The organism is Rhizobium centroccidentale, assembly GCF_030182565.1.
Lineage (GTDB): Bacteria > Pseudomonadota > Alphaproteobacteria > Rhizobiales > Rhizobiaceae > Rhizobium.
Window position 1 is genome coordinate 258,952 of record NZ_JAQJCG010000002.1, and the last position, 18,215, is coordinate 277,166.

Annotated in this window: 21 protein-coding genes; 10 read left to right on the forward strand and 11 right to left on the reverse strand. The window is 59.2% G+C overall.

The window, feature by feature from the left end; translation table 11 throughout:
* Positions 1–179: 179 nt before the first annotated feature.
* Both PH562_RS03105 and PH562_RS03110 read left to right on the forward strand, forming a co-directional pair.
* A complete protein-coding gene (locus PH562_RS03105) occupies positions 180–512 on the forward strand; it encodes an ArsR/SmtB family transcription factor (RefSeq protein ID WP_285171373.1) in 333 nt (110 codons plus the stop codon).
* 38 nt (positions 513–550) lie between these two features.
* Positions 551–994, forward strand: coding sequence for an SRPBCC family protein (locus tag PH562_RS03110; protein ID WP_113230521.1), 444 nt, complete (start codon positions 551–553; stop codon positions 992–994).
* Here the strand turns inward: PH562_RS03110 and PH562_RS03115 are convergent.
* Positions 981–1,121 (reverse strand): hypothetical protein, encoded by a 141-nt coding sequence (locus tag PH562_RS03115; RefSeq protein ID WP_162738122.1) that lies wholly within the window; start codon positions 1,119–1,121, stop codon positions 981–983. The two genes, PH562_RS03110 and PH562_RS03115, sit on opposite strands and share 14 nt — an antisense overlap.
* 61 nt (positions 1,122–1,182) lie before the next feature.
* On the opposite strand from PH562_RS03115, the gene PH562_RS03120 reads away from it, so the two are divergent.
* Positions 1,183–1,677, forward strand: a complete 495-nt coding sequence (locus PH562_RS03120; protein ID WP_113230522.1) for a CreA family protein — start codon at positions 1,183–1,185, stop codon at positions 1,675–1,677.
* 268 nt (positions 1,678–1,945) lie between these two features.
* On the opposite strand, the gene PH562_RS03125 is transcribed toward PH562_RS03120, so the two are convergent.
* Positions 1,946–2,410 (reverse strand): chemotaxis protein CheW, encoded by a 465-nt coding sequence (locus tag PH562_RS03125; RefSeq protein ID WP_069612836.1) that lies wholly within the window; start codon positions 2,408–2,410, stop codon positions 1,946–1,948.
* A 457-nt stretch (positions 2,411–2,867) separates the two neighbouring features.
* Here PH562_RS03125 and PH562_RS03130 point away from each other — a divergent pair, with 457 nt between their 5' ends.
* Genes PH562_RS03130 through PH562_RS03140 form a run of 3 tightly spaced genes read left to right on the forward strand, consistent with a single transcriptional unit; the run spans position 2,868 to position 5,525 of the window.
* Positions 2,868–3,470 (forward strand): SCO family protein, encoded by a 603-nt coding sequence (locus PH562_RS03130; RefSeq protein ID WP_285171374.1) that lies wholly within the window; start codon positions 2,868–2,870, stop codon positions 3,468–3,470.
* 7 nt (positions 3,471–3,477) lie between these two features.
* Positions 3,478–4,626: an FAD-dependent oxidoreductase gene (locus PH562_RS03135; protein ID WP_285171375.1), complete on the forward strand. Its 1,149-nt coding sequence runs from the start codon at positions 3,478–3,480 to the stop codon at positions 4,624–4,626.
* Positions 4,627–4,646: 20 nt separating this feature from the next.
* Positions 4,647–5,525: a 50S ribosomal protein L11 methyltransferase gene (locus tag PH562_RS03140; RefSeq protein ID WP_285171376.1), complete on the forward strand. Its 879-nt coding sequence runs from the start codon at positions 4,647–4,649 to the stop codon at positions 5,523–5,525.
* Positions 5,526–5,726: 201 nt separating this feature from the next.
* On the opposite strand, the gene PH562_RS03145 is transcribed toward PH562_RS03140, so the two are convergent.
* The gene (locus tag PH562_RS03145) at positions 5,727–5,867 is read right to left on the reverse strand and encodes a hypothetical protein (protein ID WP_162711788.1); all 141 of its coding nucleotides are present in this window, start codon (positions 5,865–5,867) and stop codon (positions 5,727–5,729) included.
* A 344-nt stretch (positions 5,868–6,211) separates the two neighbouring features.
* On the opposite strand from PH562_RS03145, the gene PH562_RS03150 reads away from it, so the two are divergent.
* On the forward strand, positions 6,212–8,047 hold the full coding sequence (locus PH562_RS03150; protein ID WP_285171378.1) for an aminopeptidase P family protein: 1,836 nt from the start codon (positions 6,212–6,214) through the stop codon (positions 8,045–8,047).
* Positions 8,048–8,089: 42 nt separating this feature from the next.
* On the opposite strand, the gene PH562_RS03155 is transcribed toward PH562_RS03150, so the two are convergent.
* A complete protein-coding gene (locus PH562_RS03155; protein WP_285171379.1) occupies positions 8,090–8,401 on the reverse strand; it encodes an AzlD family protein in 312 nt (103 codons plus the stop codon).
* Between the two features lie 2 nt (positions 8,402–8,403).
* The gene (locus PH562_RS03160) at positions 8,404–9,126 is read right to left on the reverse strand and encodes an AzlC family ABC transporter permease (RefSeq protein ID WP_285171380.1); all 723 of its coding nucleotides are present in this window, start codon (positions 9,124–9,126) and stop codon (positions 8,404–8,406) included.
* A 233-nt stretch (positions 9,127–9,359) separates the two neighbouring features.
* On the opposite strand from PH562_RS03160, the gene PH562_RS03165 reads away from it, so the two are divergent.
* Complete coding sequence (locus PH562_RS03165; RefSeq protein ID WP_113230529.1) at positions 9,360–9,611, forward strand: DUF2164 domain-containing protein; 252 nt, start codon at positions 9,360–9,362, stop codon at positions 9,609–9,611.
* Between the two features lie 7 nt (positions 9,612–9,618).
* On the opposite strand, the gene panB is transcribed toward PH562_RS03165, so the two are convergent.
* The 3 genes from panB to PH562_RS03180 form a co-directional block, all read right to left on the reverse strand.
* A complete protein-coding gene (gene panB / locus PH562_RS03170; RefSeq protein ID WP_285171382.1) occupies positions 9,619–10,440 on the reverse strand; it encodes a 3-methyl-2-oxobutanoate hydroxymethyltransferase in 822 nt (273 codons plus the stop codon).
* A 1-nt stretch (position 10,441) separates the two neighbouring features.
* Complete coding sequence (gene panC, locus PH562_RS03175) at positions 10,442–11,314, reverse strand: pantoate--beta-alanine ligase (RefSeq protein WP_285171383.1); 873 nt, start codon at positions 11,312–11,314, stop codon at positions 10,442–10,444.
* A 257-nt stretch (positions 11,315–11,571) separates the two neighbouring features.
* The gene (locus PH562_RS03180; RefSeq protein ID WP_285171384.1) at positions 11,572–12,276 is read right to left on the reverse strand and encodes an SDR family oxidoreductase; all 705 of its coding nucleotides are present in this window, start codon (positions 12,274–12,276) and stop codon (positions 11,572–11,574) included.
* A 123-nt stretch (positions 12,277–12,399) separates the two neighbouring features.
* On the opposite strand from PH562_RS03180, the gene gcvA reads away from it, so the two are divergent.
* On the forward strand, positions 12,400–13,290 hold the full coding sequence (gcvA, locus tag PH562_RS03185) for a transcriptional regulator GcvA (protein ID WP_285171385.1): 891 nt from the start codon (positions 12,400–12,402) through the stop codon (positions 13,288–13,290).
* A gap of 172 nt (positions 13,291–13,462) precedes the next feature.
* The gene (locus PH562_RS03190; RefSeq protein ID WP_285171386.1) at positions 13,463–14,848 is read left to right on the forward strand and encodes a polysaccharide biosynthesis protein; all 1,386 of its coding nucleotides are present in this window, start codon (positions 13,463–13,465) and stop codon (positions 14,846–14,848) included.
* A 6-nt stretch (positions 14,849–14,854) separates the two neighbouring features.
* Here PH562_RS03190 and PH562_RS03195 read toward each other — a convergent pair whose 3' ends face one another.
* The 3 genes from PH562_RS03195 to PH562_RS03205 all read right to left on the reverse strand — a co-directional run bounded on the left by PH562_RS03195 (position 14,855) and on the right by PH562_RS03205 (position 18,040).
* Positions 14,855–15,940 carry a glycosyltransferase family 4 protein gene (locus PH562_RS03195; protein ID WP_285171387.1) on the reverse strand — a complete coding sequence of 362 codons (1,086 nt, stop codon included), beginning with the start codon at positions 15,938–15,940 and terminating at the stop codon, positions 14,855–14,857.
* Between the two features lie 81 nt (positions 15,941–16,021).
* Positions 16,022–16,645: a bifunctional nicotinamidase/pyrazinamidase gene (gene pncA, locus PH562_RS03200; protein ID WP_285171388.1), complete on the reverse strand. Its 624-nt coding sequence runs from the start codon at positions 16,643–16,645 to the stop codon at positions 16,022–16,024.
* A 111-nt stretch (positions 16,646–16,756) separates the two neighbouring features.
* Positions 16,757–18,040 carry a sugar MFS transporter gene (locus tag PH562_RS03205; protein ID WP_285171389.1) on the reverse strand — a complete coding sequence of 428 codons (1,284 nt, stop codon included), beginning with the start codon at positions 18,038–18,040 and terminating at the stop codon, positions 16,757–16,759.
* Between the last annotated feature and the right edge of the window lie 175 nt (positions 18,041–18,215).

The following is an 18,215-nucleotide window of genomic DNA, read 5'->3' on the forward strand; positions in this document are numbered from 1 at the left end:
GTTTGCGATCATGGGCGGATGATCCGACGCGATGCGGAAGTTGTCAATCGTTCCTTGCATAAATCCCTAGATGGAACCGCCGCCTCCTCACGGCGCGATGGGTTTGCGTCGCTTCACATATTACTTGACAGGCAACCATTTGGTTGCCTATAAACAAGAAAAGGCAACTAAATGGTTTCGTGTCCGTGGATGATGATGATGCGATCTTCAAGGCGCTGGCGGATGCCAGCCGGCGACAATTGCTCGACAGGCTCTATGAGCAGAACGGGCAGACATTGAATGCGCTCTGCGAAGATCTGGACATGAGCCGCCAGGCGGTCGCCAAGCATCTTGCCATTCTGGAGGAGGCCAATCTCGTCTCCTCAGAGAAGCATGGACGCGAGAAGCTGCATTTCATCAACGCGATCCCGATCAACGGCATCGCCGAACGCTGGATCAACAAGTTCGAACAGCGGCATCTGAATGCGCTTTCGGCCTTGAAGAAAGTGCTGGAGGACGGCGGCGGTTCGTGAGTTCAACAAGCAATAAAATTCAAACAAGGAGAAATGGCATGACTGGAAGCAAATTCGTCTACGTCACCTTCATCCGCACCACGCCGGAAAAGCTCTGGTCGGCGCTGACCACGCCGGAATTCATCAAGCAATACTGGTTCGATATGGTCCACGAGACCGAGTGGAAGGTTGGATCGCCGTGGAAAATGCTCTTTCCGGATGGTCGGATTGCCGATGCAGGAGAGATTGCTGAGTTCGATCCGCCACGGCGGCTCGCCATTAACTGGCGCAATGAGTGGCGCCCGGATCTGAAGGCCGAAGGCTGGTCGCGTTGCGTGATGGAACTGGAGCCGGCGGACGGTGTCGTGAAGCTAACCGTTGCCCACACGATCGAGGTTGAAAACTCCAAGCTTATCGAGGCGGTTTCCGGTGGCTGGCCGAAAATCCTGTCCAACCTCAAGTCGCTGCTGGAAACCGGAACGGTCGCAATCAGCCAGAAGTGAGATGACGCGCTGCCTGCGTGGGTTCGGACGCCGTTGCTTTGGCTGCGGCGTCCATTATGTGGATCGCTGCTGCATCGACCGTGAAGCGTTGCACGCGGAAATAGGCGGCCCATCTTGCATCGTTCATGGACCATCTTACCTTAGCCAAGCCGCTCTTGCTCCCGGCGGCTGTTGTTGGAGGATGTTCGATGCGTTCACCCAAATTCTTCGCCGCCATTGCCGCGTCTTTTCTGGTCGCGGCGCCCGTTTCTGCGTCAGCCGAGGTCATCGGCAAGGTCGGTGTGGACTGGACGGGCAATGATATACTGGTCGATGCCGTGCCGGACCCCGAAGTCTCAGGCATCACGTGCCATGTAACCTATTTCGATCGCAGCGTGATCGACCGGCTGCGCAAGGGCAACTGGTTCGAAGATCCTTCCAACAATTCCATCGCCTGCCGTCAGACCGGTCCAATCGAGATCGGTGATATCAACCTGTCTCAGAGCGGTGAGGAGGTATTTCGCGCTGGGCTATCGCTCATCTGGAAGAAGCTGGTCGTCACCCGTATTTACGACAAGAAGAACGATACGCTGGTCTATCTCATCCATTCCCGGCAGCTGACGGATGGTTCTGCCAAGATGGCCATTTCGACGATCCCCTTGTTCGGCCAGCAGGTGACCTGGAAGAACGGCAAACCGAAATGACGGTATTTTTATACCTCAAAAATAACCCGTAGAAGATAATACCAAAAAAAGTCATACTCTTGGGTTGTCGAATTGCTTCTGGTTGCTTTCGGTTTGCACCTTTTTGATGCAATTTCGAAGGCGAACAGGGAGGCGACTCTCGCCCCTGTTCACGGCCTGCAAGACCGTGTGATTGGCTACACCCCTGCCAAAACCGGTTGTATAAAAAGCGATCGCCCTGGAGCTCGGCTGCAGGGCGATCTTCTTTTGTTGAGCTAACTTATTGAAATCAGGCTGCCTGTGCCAACTGATCCGCAATGACCGTATCGAGGTTGAGGAAGCAGACCATGGTCTTTTCCAGCGCCACGATGCCGCGGCAGAAGGCGCGCTGTGCTTCGGGGATGATTTCCGGCGCCGGCTGCAGGTCTTCGCTTTTGATCGACATCATATCAGAGACCTGTTCGACCAGCAGGCCGACGAGCTTGCCGGCAATATCCGTGACGATGATTGCGGAGCGCTCCGAAGGTTCGGTCATCTTCATGCCGAGGCGGCAGGCCATATCGATGACCGGGATGACCGCACCGCGCAGGTTGATAAGGCCGAGCACGTAAGGCGGCGTATGCGGCATCGGCGTCACCGGAGCCCAGCCGCGGATTTCGCGGATGGCCATGATGTCGATGCAGAATTCCTGATCGCCCAGGTGAAAGGAGACGATTTCCAGATAGGTGCCCGATTGCTTGATGGCGTTCGTCATATTCGAGAACTTCCCGTTTGGCATCGCCGCAAGCGACGCTCGCGATTGAAAAGAGAGATCGGCTGGAGCGGCTTGGGCAGCGGCAGCGTCCGGTGCTTCGGCGCAAGATGCGCCTAGCGTTCCGGCGGGCGTCATGCCCTTCTGGAATAAAGAGGTTTGCCGCGCTTTCGGGCGGCGAGCGAAGTGGAATTCGACCTTTGCTGCAGATGTTGGCGCGGACTGGTTAGGATTGGTTTAACATGAATGCAGATTTTGTCTCTCCGGCCCAAGAAGAGCGACGAAATGGAGTGATCAAGGCTTGGAAGACCACCGAACCGCACCGCATGCTGCGACGATTTCGGCCTCCTCTGAACATCTTCTTGAATTGCGTCCTCCACTTCGAGCCGTTACATCGACTAGAAGGTCGATTGCACTGCACTTTCAGCGTGATCGTCCGTATTGGTGAGGAATGGCATTCATGAGAAGCGTGCGGATTGCAGTTTGGGTGGCCGTGTTGATCGTGGCCGGACTATTGGGCTGGTTTAGCTTTGGCGGCGGCAAGTCGCCCGAGGTGGCGGCATCCGGGCCTTATGGCGTGCCCTTCACGCTCGTTTCGCAGAGCGGCCAGCCGATCAGCGACCAGGCGTTTCGTGGCAAGCCGTCGGCCGTTTTCTTCGGCTATACTCATTGCCCTGATGTCTGCCCGACGACGCTGTTCGAGCTGAACGCCTGGCTGCAGAAGGTCGACCCTGATGGGAGCAAGCTCAACGCCTATTTTGTGACGGTTGATCCCGAACGCGATACGCCCGCGATCATGGACCAATATGTCTCCAACGTATCGAAGCGCATCACCGGCATTTCCGGCGATCCCGCCAAGGTGATGGATATGGTCAAGGGCTTCCGTGTCTATGCCAAGAAAGTGCCGGTCGACGACAAGCAGCCGAATGGCGACTATACGATGGATCACACGGCTTCCGTCTTCCTGCTGGATTCGCAGGGCCGCTTTGCCGGGACCATCGCTTATGAGGAGGATCCGGACGTGGCGGTGAAGAAGCTGGAGAACCTGGTCAAGAAGGGATAGGACCCGCATGGGCGAGGGGATTGGCGGACGGGGAAAATCCAGATCCATCCTGATCGCGGGGGCTGGGCCGGTCGGCCTTGCCGCCGCTCTCGAGCTCGCCCGTCGCGGCTTCTCGCCGCGTATCGTCGATGACGGCACTGGTCCGACGCCGCTGCAGGAAAGCCGGGCTCTCGGTGTTAATGCCCGAACGCTGACGCTGCTGTCTCCTTCCGGCGTTGCCGAGCGCATCGTCACCGACGCGCAACCGATCGAGCAGTTTCGCGTCCGCGCGAATAAGAAAATTTTGATCGAGCTGGATACTCGCGAGGTGAAAGGCCCCTTCAGTGCTATTTGCGCTCTGCCGCAGGGCAGTACCGAACGCCTGCTGATGGAAGCGCTTTCAACCTATGGCATCTCGCCTGAATGGCAGACGACAGTGATTACAGAGGCCATATCGGACCCTCAAAAGCCGGAGGTCACGCTGCGTCGAGCTGATGGTACGTTGGAAACGGTGCAGCTGGACATATTGATCGGTGCAGATGGCGCCCATTCTGCGGTGCGCAAGGCACTTGGTGCCGGCTTCCCGGGCGAGGCGCTGGAGGCTTATTTCTATCTTGCCGATTTTCGCTATGCGGAGCCGGCAGATGCGCATTTTGCAGAGATATCGCTCTTCGATCCCGGCATGGTCGGGCGCCTGCCTGTCACGGCCAATATCATCCGCTACATCTCGACGCTGGAAAATTTCGAAAGCCGCATCGTTCATCCAGCCGCTATTGCCGAAAAGACCTGGGTCTCGCAGTTCCGCATCCACTTCCGGCATGTCGAACCCATGGCCAAGGGCAATGTCTTTCTTGCCGGCGATGCAGCCCATATTCATTCGCCGGCCGGCGCGCGGGGCATGAATCTCGGTATCGAAGATGCCTGCTGGCTTGCGTGGCTCATTGCGGAAGGCCGCGAACAGGAGTATTCGGCTTTGAGAATTCCCGCCGTCAAGCAGGTTTTGAAACAGACCTATGGCCTGACACGATTGGTGACGATGCAACGCCCGCTGGCAGTTGTGGCGCGTAATTTCCTTGCGCCGCTATTGTTGCGCTTCGGCCCGATCCGCCGGACATTGCTTCGGAGTGTGGCTGGCTATGACACGCCGAAACCGCCTTGGATCGACTGGGCCGAATAAGAACGAGAAAGAACGACGAGTTGAGTGAAATCCGCCTTTATGTGACGACGACCGAGAAGAAGGCCGGGCAGGTTCTGGACCTGATGACGCCGGTGTTCGAAGACGAAGAATTGCCGATTGCAACGACGGAAATCGACGAAAAGAACGATGTCTGGGAAGCGTCGATCTATCTCTATGCTGCGGACGAGGATGAGGTCCGTGGTCGTTTCGAAGCGCTCCTGAAGCCGACTTTCCCCGATCTCGCCATTCAAAAGGAAGTGCTTCCCGATATCGACTGGATCGCCAAGTCGCTGGAAGGGTTGAAGCCCGTGCGCGCCGGACGCTTCCTCGTGCACGGTTCGCATGACCGCGACAAAGTCGGCCCCAGCGACATCGCCATCGAGATCGAAGCCGGGCAAGCCTTCGGCACCGGTCACCATGGGACGACTGCGGGCTGCTTGGAGACGATCGAGAAGGTTGTTGCGAGCCGCCGCGTGCGCAATGCGCTCGATCTCGGGACGGGCAGCGGCGTGCTGGCGATCGCCGTGCGCAAGCTGCGCAACATTCCGGTTCTGGCGACCGATATCGATCCGATTGCCGTTCGCGTCGCGAAGGAAAATGTCCGCAGCAACGGCATTGCCTCGGGTGTCACGCTGGAGACGGCACCGGGATTCCATTCCACGGCCTTTTCCCGCCATGGGCCGTTTGACCTGATCATCGCCAATATTCTGGCGCGTCCGCTCATCAAGATGGCGCCGCAGCTTGTGGCGCATCTGGCACCGGGCGGCTCGGTCATTCTTTCGGGTATCCTTGCCGAGCAGCGCTGGAAAGTTCTGGCTGCCTATAATGGCGCAAGCCTGCGTCATGTGCGCACGATCTGGCGCAACGGCTGGGTCACCATCCATCTTGATCGGCCCTGAGCCGGTCACGTCCCGCATCAACAATCGCGAAAATAAAAAAAGGCGGTGCCGAAGCACCGCCTTCAGATCGGTTTTCACCGATCTTGCCCGCGAGCGTGTGGAGGAGGAGTGCTCAAGCGGGCTCTAAGCGTTCTGATCATAATCCGAGGGAGGAGGAGAACCGGATTGCGATCGTCTTGGAACGCGTAGATCGTAAACTTGTTAGCGGCGACCGCCGCGGCTGGCGCCGATTGCCTTTGCGGTTTCGACTTCGAGCTGACGAAGCGAGCCGACGGAATGGCGTACGGTACGACGCTCGCCAGCCAGCGCCGGGCTAACATATGCGGAGCGAGAGATAGGCATTGTCTTAAGTCCTTGGTTTTGAGCTGGTTCTTCGTGAACCCCGTTTGATGCTGCGGATATAGCGACTCGCCCGTCGGCGTGGCAGGGGGGCAGCTTCATGGGAGCTATGCGCAATATGCATGTTTCGTGCCGTGAAGTTGTCATATTCGGACCGGCATGCTCACGAAATGGGCGGATTCGTTAACGGCCCGACATGAGATAAACTACTCTCATCTGGTGTGATATTGCGGTAATCGTAGATAGCGTCTTAGAGATCGAAAATCACGTCGCACTTCCGATCGTGATGCTCTAACATACTGGCACTATTCAGTTTCACGGATTCTCCACTACTACCGGATCAGCCCATGTTTCAGTCTTTCGACGTCACTTCCACCCCGCAATTCGGCCGCGAGCGTGTTACCGGTTTGCGCGCTGCCTTCGGCGATCTCGGCATTGACGGCTTCCTCGTGCCGCGGGCTGACGAGTATCAAGGCGAGTACGTGCCCAAATGCTCGGAGCGTCTCGCATGGCTCACAGGCTTCACGGGATCGGCCGGTGTTGCGCTTATCACACACTCCCAGGCCGTGGTTTTCGTGGATGGCCGTTATGTGACTCAGCTTGCCGAACAGGTGGATCGGAGCGTCTTCAGCGGAGGCGATCTGGTGAACGAGCCGCCGCATGTCTGGCTGCCGCGTTATGTGAAGAAAGGTTTCCGGCTCGGCATCGATCCGTGGCTGCATACGGGTGCGGAAGTACGCCGACTGGAAAAGGCCCTAGCCGAGATCGACGGCAAGCTCGTCTTCCTGCCCCACAATCCGCTCGACAAGCTCTGGACCGACCGGCCGCCCGAGCCGCTGGGCAACGTTATCATTCAGGATATCGCCCAGGCCGGTATCCTCGCCAAGGACAAGCTTGCGACGATTGCAAACGGCCTCAAGGAAAAGAACCTCAAGGCGGCACTGATTACCGATCCGTCCTCTGTCGCCTGGATCTTCAATATCCGCGGCAGCGACGTGCCGCACACGCCGCATCCCTTAGCCCGCGCCATCATCTATGCGGAAGGGGAAGCGGCGCTCTTCCTCGACAAACGCAAGACCAAGGTCGAGGCCGAAGCCTATCTCACGCAGATCTGCAAGCAACTGCCGCCTTCGGAGCTCGTGAAGCGCCTTGCCGCTGTGGCCGCGAATGGCGGGCGCATCCTGGTTGATCCGGATCTTGCCTCCTATGCCTTGACCGACATCATCCGTCGTGAAGGTGGAGAGGTCGTGGAGGGCAGTGATCCCGCGAAGCTGCCGCGTGCTTGCAAGAATGCTGCCGAAATCAACGGTTCTGCGGCTGCCCATCTGCAGGATGGCGCCGCCATGGTCGAGTTCCTTTACTGGCTGGAGACAAACAAGCCGGGGACGGTGACGGAAATCGCTGCGGCAGAACGGCTGGAAGCCTGCCGCGCCCGCGTCGGCGAGAGCATGCAAAACCCGCTGAAGGACATTTCCTTCGATACGATCTCCGGTGCCGGCGAGCATGCGGCGATCATGCACTATCGCGTGACCACGGAGAGCGACCGGCTGATCCAGGCGGGCGAACTGTTCCTGATCGATTCGGGTGCGCAATATATCAACGGTACCACCGACATCACCCGTACAGTTGGCATCGGTGCTGTCTCCGAAGAGCAGAAGCGCCTCTTCACGCTGGTGCTGAAGGGAATGATCGCCATCAGCACGGCTCGTTTCCCGAAGGGAACGCGCGGCTGCGATCTCGATCCGCTGGCGCGCATCGCGCTCTGGAAGGCAGGCGTCGATTTCGCCCATGGCACCGGCCACGGCGTTGGCTCCTATTTGTCCGTGCATGAGGGGCCCCAGCGCATTGCGCGGCTCGCGGTGCAGGAACTGCTTCCCGGCATGATCCTGTCCAACGAACCCGGCTACTATCGTCCGGGTCATTTCGGCATTCGCATCGAAAACCTGATCTATATTCGCGAGCCGGAGGAGATCGAGGGTGGTGACATGCCGATGCTCGGCTTCGAAACATTGACCTTCTGCCCGATCGATCGCAGCCTGGTGCTGGTGGAACTGCTGACGCATGAGGAGCTGCATTGGCTGAACGAGTATCACGCGCGGACGCGCGAGGCGCTGATGCCGCTGATCCATGATCATGACGTACGGGCGTGGCTGGAAAATGCCACGCTCGAGCTTAGCCATTGAGAAATAGGGGCCTCATCCCATCTCGAAAGGGATGGGTCCGTCTCAAGCGCCAATGGAATGGCGCCATGCCATGACGACGATCCATCCGGTGACGAGCATGTAAGTCGACGGGTAGCGCAGGCCGACGAGAAGGGCTGCGAGCATCGCCACCTTGATATCCCAGCCGCCGATAAAGAAGGCGGGTGCGACGAGGGTCGTAAGAACAGCAGCGGGCACGGCATTCAGCGCCGCCTCGACGCGTGGCGGAATGCGGGTCATCTTGACGATCAGGATATAGCCGCCGATGCGCGTCAGAAAGGTCACCACGGCCGCGGCCGCAATCAGCAACACCATATGCGAATTGAAATCGAGCATGGTCAGACCTCGTGGCTTTCGTGCGCGATATCAGGCTTGCGATTCGCTTTGACCGGCGGCAGCATTGCGGCAAGCGAGACGCCCGCCAGTGCGCCGATGCTGACATGCCAGGGTGAGCCCACATAACGATAGGCAATGGCCGATGCCACGGCGCTGACCGCTACGACGGGCAGGAAGTTGTCGCGCGCGCGGAAGCCCATGACGATGCCGAGGAAATAGACCGGCAGCAGAATATCGAGGCCGATGGCTTTGGGGTCACCGATGAAACTGCCGAGAAGACCGCCGATCAGGCTCACCACCACCCAGGGAACATAGATCACCGCCGCAAAGCCGATATACCAGGCGAAAGTCACCGGCTTGCCGCTTTCATGGCGCTTGATCGTCTCGGCGAATTGGGGATCGACCAGCAGGAAAAAGGTGAAGAACTTCTCCACAGCGGAAAAGTGTCTGATATAGCGAGCGATCGCTGCCGAATAGAGCACATGGCGGAAGTTCACGGCGAGGATCGACAGGACGATGAGCCAGGCCTGAACATTGTGGCCGAAGAGATCGATCCCGACCATCTGGCTGGCACCGGCATAGACGGTGCCGCTCATCAGGGTCAGTTCGCCAAGGGACATGCCCTGATCGCGCGCCAACGCACCGAAGAGGGCGCCGGAGGGCGCCGCAGCGAGGCCGACGGGAATGCCGCCCTTCAAGCCTTCAAGAAATTCCGCGCGACTCATGGTCCGCTTTGTCCTTTGTGGAAAATCCGGCGCTTTTGCCTGGATGTCGTGTCGAGGGCGCACATTCCGCATGGAACCAACGATGGTTATACCCTTGCGCATTTAGTGCCACGCTGTTCAATGGCGGGAGGTGTATGCCGTACCTTTGGAGCCAGCAATTGAATTTCCTTGATGGATCAATTGATTTCCTTGATCCAGCGCTTCGGCCCGCTCGCAAAATGGGAGATGGAAAGATGAAGAAGATCACCTTTTCGAAGGAGGAGAAGGCGGCCATGGTCGCCCGCGTTCAGCGCTATTTCGCCGATGAGCTGGACCAGACGCTCGGCACCTTGCCCGCTGAATTCCTGCTCGATTTCTTCACATCCGAGATCGGCCCTTACTACTACAATCAAGGCCTGCGGGATGCCCATGCAGCATTGATGAGCAAGATGGAGGATTTCGGCGAGGCGATCTATCTCTTGGAGAAAGAGCCGGCCAAGAGCTGATGGCGTCTTACTTCTTCGGCTGGAACGTATGCTCCAGTGCCGGAAACGTGCGAGTTGTCACCTCCTCGGCATAGGCTTCCGCGGCTTTCGAGATCATGAGCGCCAGCTCCGCGAAGTGCTTGACGAAGCGCGGCTTGAAATCGTTGAACAGGCCGAGCATGTCGTCGGAAACGAGGATCTGTCCATCGCAGGCGGCAGATGCGCCGATGCCGATGGTGGGAATGGCGACGGCGGCGGTGATCTCGCGGGCGAGCGGCTCTATCGTGCCTTCGATCACCATTGCGAAGGCGCCGGCCTCCGAGATCGCCTTCGCGTCGCGCCGGATCTTATCCGCCTCCTTCTCCGAGCGGCCGAGCGAACGATAGCCGCCGGTCGTATTCACCTGCTGCGGCATCAGTCCGACATGGCCGAAGACCGGAATACCGCGACTGGTGAGGAAGGCCACGGTTTCTGCCATTTCCTCGCCACCTTCGAGCTTCACGCCATCGCAGCCGGTTTCCTTCAGGATGCGCGCCGCATTGCGGAAGGCTTGCTCCTTCGACTCCTGATAGGAGCCGAAGGGCATGTCGACAATGATGCAGGCATGTTTTGCGCCACGCATGACCGCTTGGCCGTGGGCGATCATCATATCCAGCGTGACGCCGACGGTCGTTTCCATGCCGTAGAGCACCATGCCAAGGGAATCACCCACCAGAAGCAGGTCGCAATGCGGATCGAGCAGGCGGGCGATCGGCGTCGTATAGGCTGTCAGGCTGACGATCGGACGCGTGCCCTTCATCGCCTCGATGGCTGCCGGCGTCGTGCGCCTGGTGTGTCCGACGGTGCTCATCTCAGGCGGCCCCTTCGTTGGCGGATTTGCTGCCGATAACCCGGTTGTCGAGCAGGCGGGTGGTGCCGATGCGGACGAACAAGGCGATGAGGATCGGCTGCCCCTGTAGTTTGGTCAGCGGTTCCAGCGTTTCGGGATGACGAACGGCGGCAACTTCGACGGTCGCGAGTGGCTCCCTTTCGATGAAGGCACGAAGCGCTTCTTCGAGTACCGCTGGATCGTCCGCGCCGAGATCGTAAAGCCTTGCAGCTTCCGTCAATGCTCTGGGGACAATAACAGCGGCGGCACGCTCTTCCTTCGACAGATAGATATTGCGTGATGACAGGGCCAGGCCATCCGCATCGCGAACGGTCGGCACTGGTACGACCCGGACAGGCTGGGCCAGATCCTCGACCATGCGGCGGATGATCGTGACCTGCTGGTAGTCCTTCTCGCCGAAATAGGCGCTGTCGGGCTGGACGATATTGAAGAGCTTGGTGACGACGGTGGCAACACCGGCGAAGTGTCCCGGACGAACGGCGCCCTCCAACTCCGCCCCGAGCTTCGGCACGTCGACCACCGCTTCCATCGGTCCCGGATACATGTCGATGACGCCGGGTGCGAAGAGAAAGTCGACGCCGGCATCGCGCAACATGGCGCTGTCGCGATCGAGATCGCGCGGATATTTTGCCAGATCCTCATTGGCGCCGAACTGTAGCGGGTTGACGAAAATCGAGGTGACGACGACATCATTCTCGGCTTTTGCGCGCGAGACGAGTTCCATATGGCCGGCATGCAGGTAGCCCATGGTCGGCACCAGGCCGATGCGCCTGCCGGCTTTACGGTGTTCGCCAAGCCGTTCGCGCAGATTGGCTATCGTGTGGACGATCTCCATCGTGGCACTCCTCCCCAGGCAATGCGGTTTCCGCATTGCCGGTTTCCATCCCTCAAAATTGCCGGGACTTCTAACGTGTGCAGTGCAAAAAGGCAATTCGCCAAGCCACCAACCAGGGCTTCGCTTTCAGACTGCGAGTTTACAGCTTATGGTGCAGGCCGGAGACAGTTTCATCTCCGCTATCGCCCTCCAAACAAAATCGCTCTCCCAGGCGGTGCCCGAGAGAACGAAAGCGAGACAATGTTATTTTGTGAAGGCTAGACCGAGCGCATCAGGCCGCCATCGACTTTGAGGTTCTGGCCGGTGATGTAGCCAGCACCGTCGGAGGCCAGGAAGGCAACGGTGGCGGCGATTTCGGCGCTGGTGCCATAACGCTGCATCGGCACGCTGTCACGGCGTTCTTCGGTCGCCGGCAGGCTGTCGATCCAGCCGGGCAGCACATTATTCATGCGTATGTTGTCGGCGGCGTAGGTGTCTGCAAAAATCTTCGTATAGGAGGCAAGGCCCGCGCGGAATACGGCCGAAGTCGGGAACATTGCCGATGGTTGGAACGCCCAGGCGGTGGAAATGTTGATGATTACGCCGGATTTCTGCTTCTGCATGATGGGAGCGATGAGGCGGACCGAACGGATGACGTTCATCAGATAGACATCAAGGCCGGTGTGCCATTGCTCGTCGGTGATCTCAAGGATCGGGGCGCGCGGACCGTGGCCGGCGCTGTTGACGAGCACATCGATGCGACCCCATTTTTCGATCGTCGCATCGACCAGGCGCTTGAGATCGTCATTCGACTGATTGGAGCCGGTAACGCCGATGCCGCCAAGCTCCTGAGCCAGTGTCTCACCCTTTCCGGAGGAGGAGAGGATGGCGACATGGAAGCCATCGGCGGCAAGGCGCCTGGCGCTTTCGGCGCCCATGCCGCTGCCGCCCGCCGTGATAACAGCCACTTTTTCTATCGACATTTTCGGTCCTCCGTCGTCTGGTTTCGGTAGAGTTGATTGCCTTGAACTTACCGATCGAATATCATCTTTCTCGCGCGCAAGCGAAGCAGTTGCGTTCTTATTTGCCAGTAGAAAAACTATCACATGGACGGCTCGGTCGGTAAGCTTCCTTCTCTCAATGGCCTCAAGGCGTTCGAGGTATCGGCGCGGCATCATAGCTTCAGGCTCGCCGCCGAGGAACTCGGCGTCACGCAAGGGGCGGTGGCTCAACAGGTGAGAGGGTTGGAAGCGGAGCTCGGTGTCAAACTGTTCGAGCGGATGCCACGAAGCCTTGCCCTGACGGGCGAGGGGCGCGGCTATTTCGCCGATATCAGGCGTGCCTTTGAAATTATCGCGCAAGCGACCGGCGACCTCAAGCCGCAACCCGTCAGGCTCACCATTAGCACCACGCCGACATTCGCGTCGAAATGGCTGATCCCGCGCCTGCCGGATTTTACGGCTCGTCATCCGGATCTCGATCTTCACATCCTTGCGACGGAACGCATGTCTGGCTTTCAGACGGACGGAGTCGATCTTGCAGTCCGCTACGGGCGACCTCCTTTCGGGCCGGGACTTGCGACCGAACTGCTCTTCGAGCAAGAGATCATCGCCGTTTGCAGCCCGGTGCTGCTGCAGGACCGAAAGCCGCCGAGGACTGCCGAAGAGCTTGCCGACTACGCGCTTCTCCATGACGCCCATAATTCCTGGCCCGAATTCATCGACAAGCATTTCGGGCGGGTGGCTCATGCTTCCTATAAAGGGATCAGCTTCAACCAGACATCGCATGCGATAGAGGCGGCGATCGCCGGGCAGGGAATCGTTCTTGCCAACCGCGATTTCGTGGCGCGAGATATGGCGGAAGGTCGTTTGACGCAGATCATCCAGGGGTCGCTAAGCGGCCCATCCGACTTCTATCTCGTCTGGCCGCGCTATCGCAAATCCGCAGCTCTTGAGACGGTTATCGCCTGGATGAGGGGAGAGGCGAGCAGGAAATAGCGGATACCGCTCCCCTGGTGTTGGGAGCGAGCAGGTTCTTCAGCAATGAAATGCCCGCCGGTTTTCGACGGCGGCCCATCAGGCGCGGTCGGGCTGCCGAATACTGCAATTGCCCTTCCGGGTTAGCGCTTTCCTCAATCTTTTCCTGTTAGCTGTCGCCATGGCAAAGATCGTGGCGTTGGCTGCATATTTCTATCAGGCGGCAGTGGCTTTCGGGCTGCTGATCGCGGTGGCGCATCTCCTGGCTCCGGCGGACTATGCGGCCTATTCGCTGTTCATCTCAATCAGCCAGTTTGCGGCGATCCTCTGCTTCGAATGGGTTCGTTTTGCCTGCAGTCGATTCTATCCGGGGCAGGGGCCAGAGAGCGAGGCACTGGAGCGCAACGCACTGACGGTAGAATTCGCGGCATGCTCGGCAATCTGCCTGATCGCCGCTTCCGTCTCGATCTTCTTTTCGGTCTCGGCAGAGATTGCCGTGCTTGGCGGCCTGGTTGCGATCTTCCAGGGCGGCAGCGACTTGCATCTTACCATGCTGCGCTTCCGTCAGGAGTTTCGCGTCTTTTCACGGCTGCAGGGTTCGCGCGCGACGATTCTGGCAATCGGTACGCTTGCGGGCGCCGCCGTTGCTCCGACTTTCACATGCACCGTCATCGGTCTGATGGCCGGCTATCTTGCATATGGGCTCCTTGCCGCATTTCTGACGCGCAACGGTCTTCACGAGGCGGCTTCGTTCGAAAAAGCACTGGTACGCAAGCATTTCGTCTATGGCAGCGTTGCCGCGAGTGCCTCCGTTATCGGCATGCTGACGCCGCTGGGATTGAAATCCATCCTTACGGCCATGTTGGGGGCAGGCGGCGCGGCCGGCGCACTTCTGGCGCTTGATCTGCTGCAGAGGCCCTTCGTCCTGATCGTCTCTGCGCTGCAGGCCATTCAATATCCCGATGTCGTCACGACCTATGATCGCGATGGGCGGACGCCTGCCTTTGCCAAGCAGCTCGGAGAATATTATTCGCTGCTGACCGGTCTGACGCTGATAACCGCCGCCGGCATTTTCGCGCTATTGCAGCCGGTCGGGCAATTGGTCATCGCCGCCGGTTTGCGCAAGGAGTTTCTTACCGTCGCCCCCTTTGTCATCGGCCTTGCGACATGCCGCGCGCTGACGGCCAACATGATGCCCACTCCTGCGCACCTGCAGCATCGGCTGTTGACGATCTTCCTGCTCGCGGCGCTGGATTGCCTGCTGCTGAATGCGGGCACGCTCATCGGCGGCTATCTCGGTTCCTTCAGCGATGCAGCCCTCATGGCCGGCGGCATGATTGGCGCGCTATGCGCCACGGCGATCGGCGTCAAGGTTATGATGTCTCTTGCCTTCGATTTCGTCTGGCCGCCCGTCGTTCTGTCGGCCATCGGGCTGGCCCTGCCAGTGCTGGCAACCGCCGGTTTTGGCTATTCGCTCTGGATATCTGTGGCTGTCGGCGTTGTCGGGGGCGCGCTCTTCTGCCTGCTCGGCCTCTATAGCTACTTCGTTACGATGTTCCGGCCGCAATCCGGGTCGTGAAATCTCTTAGAGATCTTCCAGAATGGACAGGACGCGATCTGCGCTACCGTCCCAGGAGAAGCGCGTGACGTTCTCATGGCCGCGTCGGCGCAGATCCTGGCGCAACGCCTCGTCCGTCGCGATCCTTCGCATCGCGGAGACAAGTTCGTCCTGTCGGAAGGGATCGAAGTAGAGCGCGGCATCGCCCGACGCTTCGCGTACGGCAGGAATATCGGCCGCAAGTACCGGGCAGCCCTGGGTCATCGCTTCCAGGGGCGGGATGCCGAACCCTTCATAGAGGCTCGGGAAAACGAAAGCCGTGGCATGGCGCTCCAGGGCGGCGATTTCCGCATCGGTGAGCCGGCCGGGAAAGAGCAGGGTGTCATTCGATTGCTGGTTGTCCGGTTTGAAAACGGTCGGCGCGGAGCCGCCAACGACCACGAGCTTCTGATTGTCATCCTTGAGCGCCTCGAAGGCGCGGATCGCGAAATCGAGGTTCTTGTTCGGCTTCATCGTGCCTACGAGCAGGAAGAAACCGTTTGCCTTGAGATCGAGCCGCTGTATGACGGCCTCATCCGGCTCGATGACGGCGTAATGATCGACGGCATTGTAGACGACGTCGATACCAGTCGATGGCACCCGGAATACGGAGGCAAGCTCCTGCCGCGAGAATTCGGAGACAGTACCGATCTTGGCGGTGCGCGTTAGCACGATTCCAAGGGCGCCATGCAGCAGGCGGTAGCTGCGCTTGAAGGACTGTGGATGGCGGAAGATCGTCACGTCATGGATGACGACGGCCTGGCGGCGATGCAGGAGCGGCCCGCTGCCGCCGAAGCCGATGAGCCGGCTGCCGCGCGAGCGGGAAAGCAGGGATGTCTGTTCCCAGACATGACCAGGGCCGGAACCGAAACTATCAATCTCTATGGCTGAAAGTTTGATATCGACGGGCGTATCGCGCGGCACGGCCAAGCGCCAGCGCACTCCTTTCAGGGAGGAGGGCAGGGTGCCCGCGGCGATCTTGCGGTCGAGTGCCAGGGTGAGCTCCCGCGCAAAGCGCTGCACGCCGGACAAGGGCTGACTGAGGAAACGCCCATTGATGACAATCGACTGCACGCTAAAGGTCCCGATAACTTATTGATGGGACATAGCTTGCATCATTTTGTTTAGAGAAGGTTTAGCTGGATTTGCGCGATTTTACGCAAGCGTATCCTTGCTATTGGCAATGGTAACGCCTCGGGCTCGCATTTCGTCGATTGCCGATTTGACGCCGGCGGGATCGATGCCTCGGCTTGCGTCTTCGATGAAGCGGACGGTAACGCCGCGCAGCATTTCAACGGCATCGAGTGCCGAGAACTTGACGCAATAATCGGTTGCCAGCCCGCAAAGATCGAGTTCGGTGACGCCCTTATCGCGCAGGTAAGCCGCCAGCCCGGTGAGAGCTGCCTGATCGTTGTCGCGGAAGGCGGAATAGCTATCGACTGCGGGGTTCTGGCCCTTCTGCTGGATGAAATCGACGGCGTTGATGTGGAGGTCCGGGTGGAACTCGGCATCTTTGCTATTCTGGACGCAGTGATCGGGCCACATCATCTGCGGCTTGCCCGAGAGCATGCCGATTTCAAAGGGTTTCTTGCCCGGATGAGCGGAAGCAAAGCTGCCGTGACCGGCCGGATGCCAGTCCTGCGAGGCGACGATGAGATCGTATCGGCCGCTGTCGATGAGCTCGTTGGCGACAGGCACCACCAGATCTCCTTCGGGAACGGGAAGGTTGCCGCCGGGGCAGAAGCCGTTCTGGATGTCGATGAGCAGCAGCGCTTTCATGAGGCTCGTCCTTCTATTTTGTTGCGCCGCACGATGCCAAGCGGCGCGCTTCGGATCAAGCCCTTTGCGCCCCGCCGGTGAAGGCGGCGAGGCGCGATGGTTTGTAAAGGCTTATGCCGGCTTGTGGCCCTTGAGGCCATAGAAGGCGATGTAGACGTAGCAGATGATCGGCATCAGGAAGGCGAGGTGAATGCCGATGGTATCGGCAAGGCCGCCCTGAATGACGGGCAAGATCGCGCCGCCGACGATGGCGAGGCAAAGAATGCCGGAGCCCTGGCTCGTATATTTGCCGAGACCATGCAGCGCCAGGCTGAAGATCGTCGGGAACATGATCGAGTTGAAGAGGCCGATCGCCAGCACGGACCACATGGCGACATGGCCCGTCGTCAGCACCGTCACCAGCAGGAGGATGATTGCGGCGACAGCATTGAAGGCAAGCGCTTTGCCATCATCGATATGGCGCATGATTGCCGAGCCGATGAAGCGGCCGATCATGGCGCCGCCCCAAAAATAGGAGACGTAGTGGGCGGCATCGGCCTCGGAGAGATGGGCGATATCGGGCTGGCTCAGGAAGTTGACCAGGAAGCTGCCGACGCTGACTTCGGCGCCGACATAAACAAAGATGCCGACAGCGCCGAGCACGAGATGGCGGTATTGCCAGGCGGAGCCGCCGCCGCGCATCGGCTCGACGGTTTCCTCATCCTCCACTTCGGGAAGTTTCAGTGCCGCGAAAACGGCCGCGAGCACCAAGAAGGCGGCGGCAAGAAGCAGATAGGGAAACTTGACCGCACCGGCTTCGGCAAGGCGCATAGCGTCGAGCTGTTCCGGGGTCGCGTTGGTGGCCGCAACGGTCGCAGCGGACAGGATCAGCATTGCGCCGAAGTATGGTGCAATCGTCGTGCCCAGCGAATTGAAGGCCTGCGTCAGGTTCAGGCGGCTGGCGGCGGTATCCGGCGGTCCCAATACGGTGACATAGGGATTGGCGGCAACCTGCAGGATCGTGATGCCGGTGGCAAGCACGAAAAGCGCGCCCAGGAAGAGGGCATAGACGCGATAGCTGGCAGCCGGGATGAACAGCGCGCAGCCGACAGCCGCGATCGCGAGGCCGACGACGATGCCCCACTTATAGGTAATACGCTTCACGAGCGCGCCGGCAGGCAGCGATATGATGGAGTATGCACCGAAAAAGCAAAGCTGGATGAGCATTGCCTGGGTATAATTCAGCTGAAAGACGCTCTTCAGGTGCGGGACCAGAATGTCATTCAGGCAGGTGATGAAGCCCCACATGAAAAAGAGTGAGGTGAGTGCGATAAGTGCGAATTGGTAATTGCCCTGGCCTTGGTGTGCGGATGCACGCGCGCTGGTGGGCGCAGAGCTTGTTGCTGAGCCAGCCACTTTTTTATCCTCGGTTTTTGTTGTTACCAGGCTTCGAGATTCGAGCCGGACGAAAAGCCCGAACGGGCCGAAAGAAGAACTGGCGGCGGCTTGCCGAGACACCCGCGGGAAACGCAGAATCCCGAAGCCGCTTCAATCGATATAATCGATTGGATTATCATTGGTAGCTTGCTAG

Coding starts and splice junctions, on each gene's coding strand:
- PH562_RS03135 (WP_285171375.1), top strand. CDS start 3,478: ATGGGCGAGGGGATTGGCGGACGGGGAAAATCCAGATCCATCCTGATC.
- PH562_RS03125 (WP_069612836.1), bottom strand. CDS start 2,410: ATGACGAACGCCATCAAGCAATCGGGCACCTATCTGGAAATCGTCTCC.
- PH562_RS03130 (WP_285171374.1), top strand. CDS start 2,868: ATGAGAAGCGTGCGGATTGCAGTTTGGGTGGCCGTGTTGATCGTGGCC.
- PH562_RS03180 (WP_285171384.1), bottom strand. CDS start 12,276: ATGTCGATAGAAAAAGTGGCTGTTATCACGGCGGGCGGCAGCGGCATG.
- PH562_RS03160 (WP_285171380.1), bottom strand. CDS start 9,126: ATGAGTCGCGCGGAATTTCTTGAAGGCTTGAAGGGCGGCATTCCCGTC.
- PH562_RS03115 (WP_162738122.1), bottom strand. CDS start 1,121: ATGAACGATGCAAGATGGGCCGCCTATTTCCGCGTGCAACGCTTCACG.
- pncA (WP_285171388.1), bottom strand. CDS start 16,645: ATGAAAGCGCTGCTGCTCATCGACATCCAGAACGGCTTCTGCCCCGGC.
- PH562_RS03120 (WP_113230522.1), top strand. CDS start 1,183: ATGCGTTCACCCAAATTCTTCGCCGCCATTGCCGCGTCTTTTCTGGTC.
- PH562_RS03165 (WP_113230529.1), top strand. CDS start 9,360: ATGAAGAAGATCACCTTTTCGAAGGAGGAGAAGGCGGCCATGGTCGCC.
- panB (WP_285171382.1), bottom strand. CDS start 10,440: ATGAGCACCGTCGGACACACCAGGCGCACGACGCCGGCAGCCATCGAG.
- PH562_RS03155 (WP_285171379.1), bottom strand. CDS start 8,401: ATGCTCGATTTCAATTCGCATATGGTGTTGCTGATTGCGGCCGCGGCC.
- panC (WP_285171383.1), bottom strand. CDS start 11,314: ATGGAGATCGTCCACACGATAGCCAATCTGCGCGAACGGCTTGGCGAA.
- gcvA (WP_285171385.1), top strand. CDS start 12,400: ATGGACGGCTCGGTCGGTAAGCTTCCTTCTCTCAATGGCCTCAAGGCG.
- PH562_RS03150 (WP_285171378.1), top strand. CDS start 6,212: ATGTTTCAGTCTTTCGACGTCACTTCCACCCCGCAATTCGGCCGCGAG.
- PH562_RS03145 (WP_162711788.1), bottom strand. CDS start 5,867: ATGCCTATCTCTCGCTCCGCATATGTTAGCCCGGCGCTGGCTGGCGAG.
- PH562_RS03110 (WP_113230521.1), top strand. CDS start 551: ATGACTGGAAGCAAATTCGTCTACGTCACCTTCATCCGCACCACGCCG.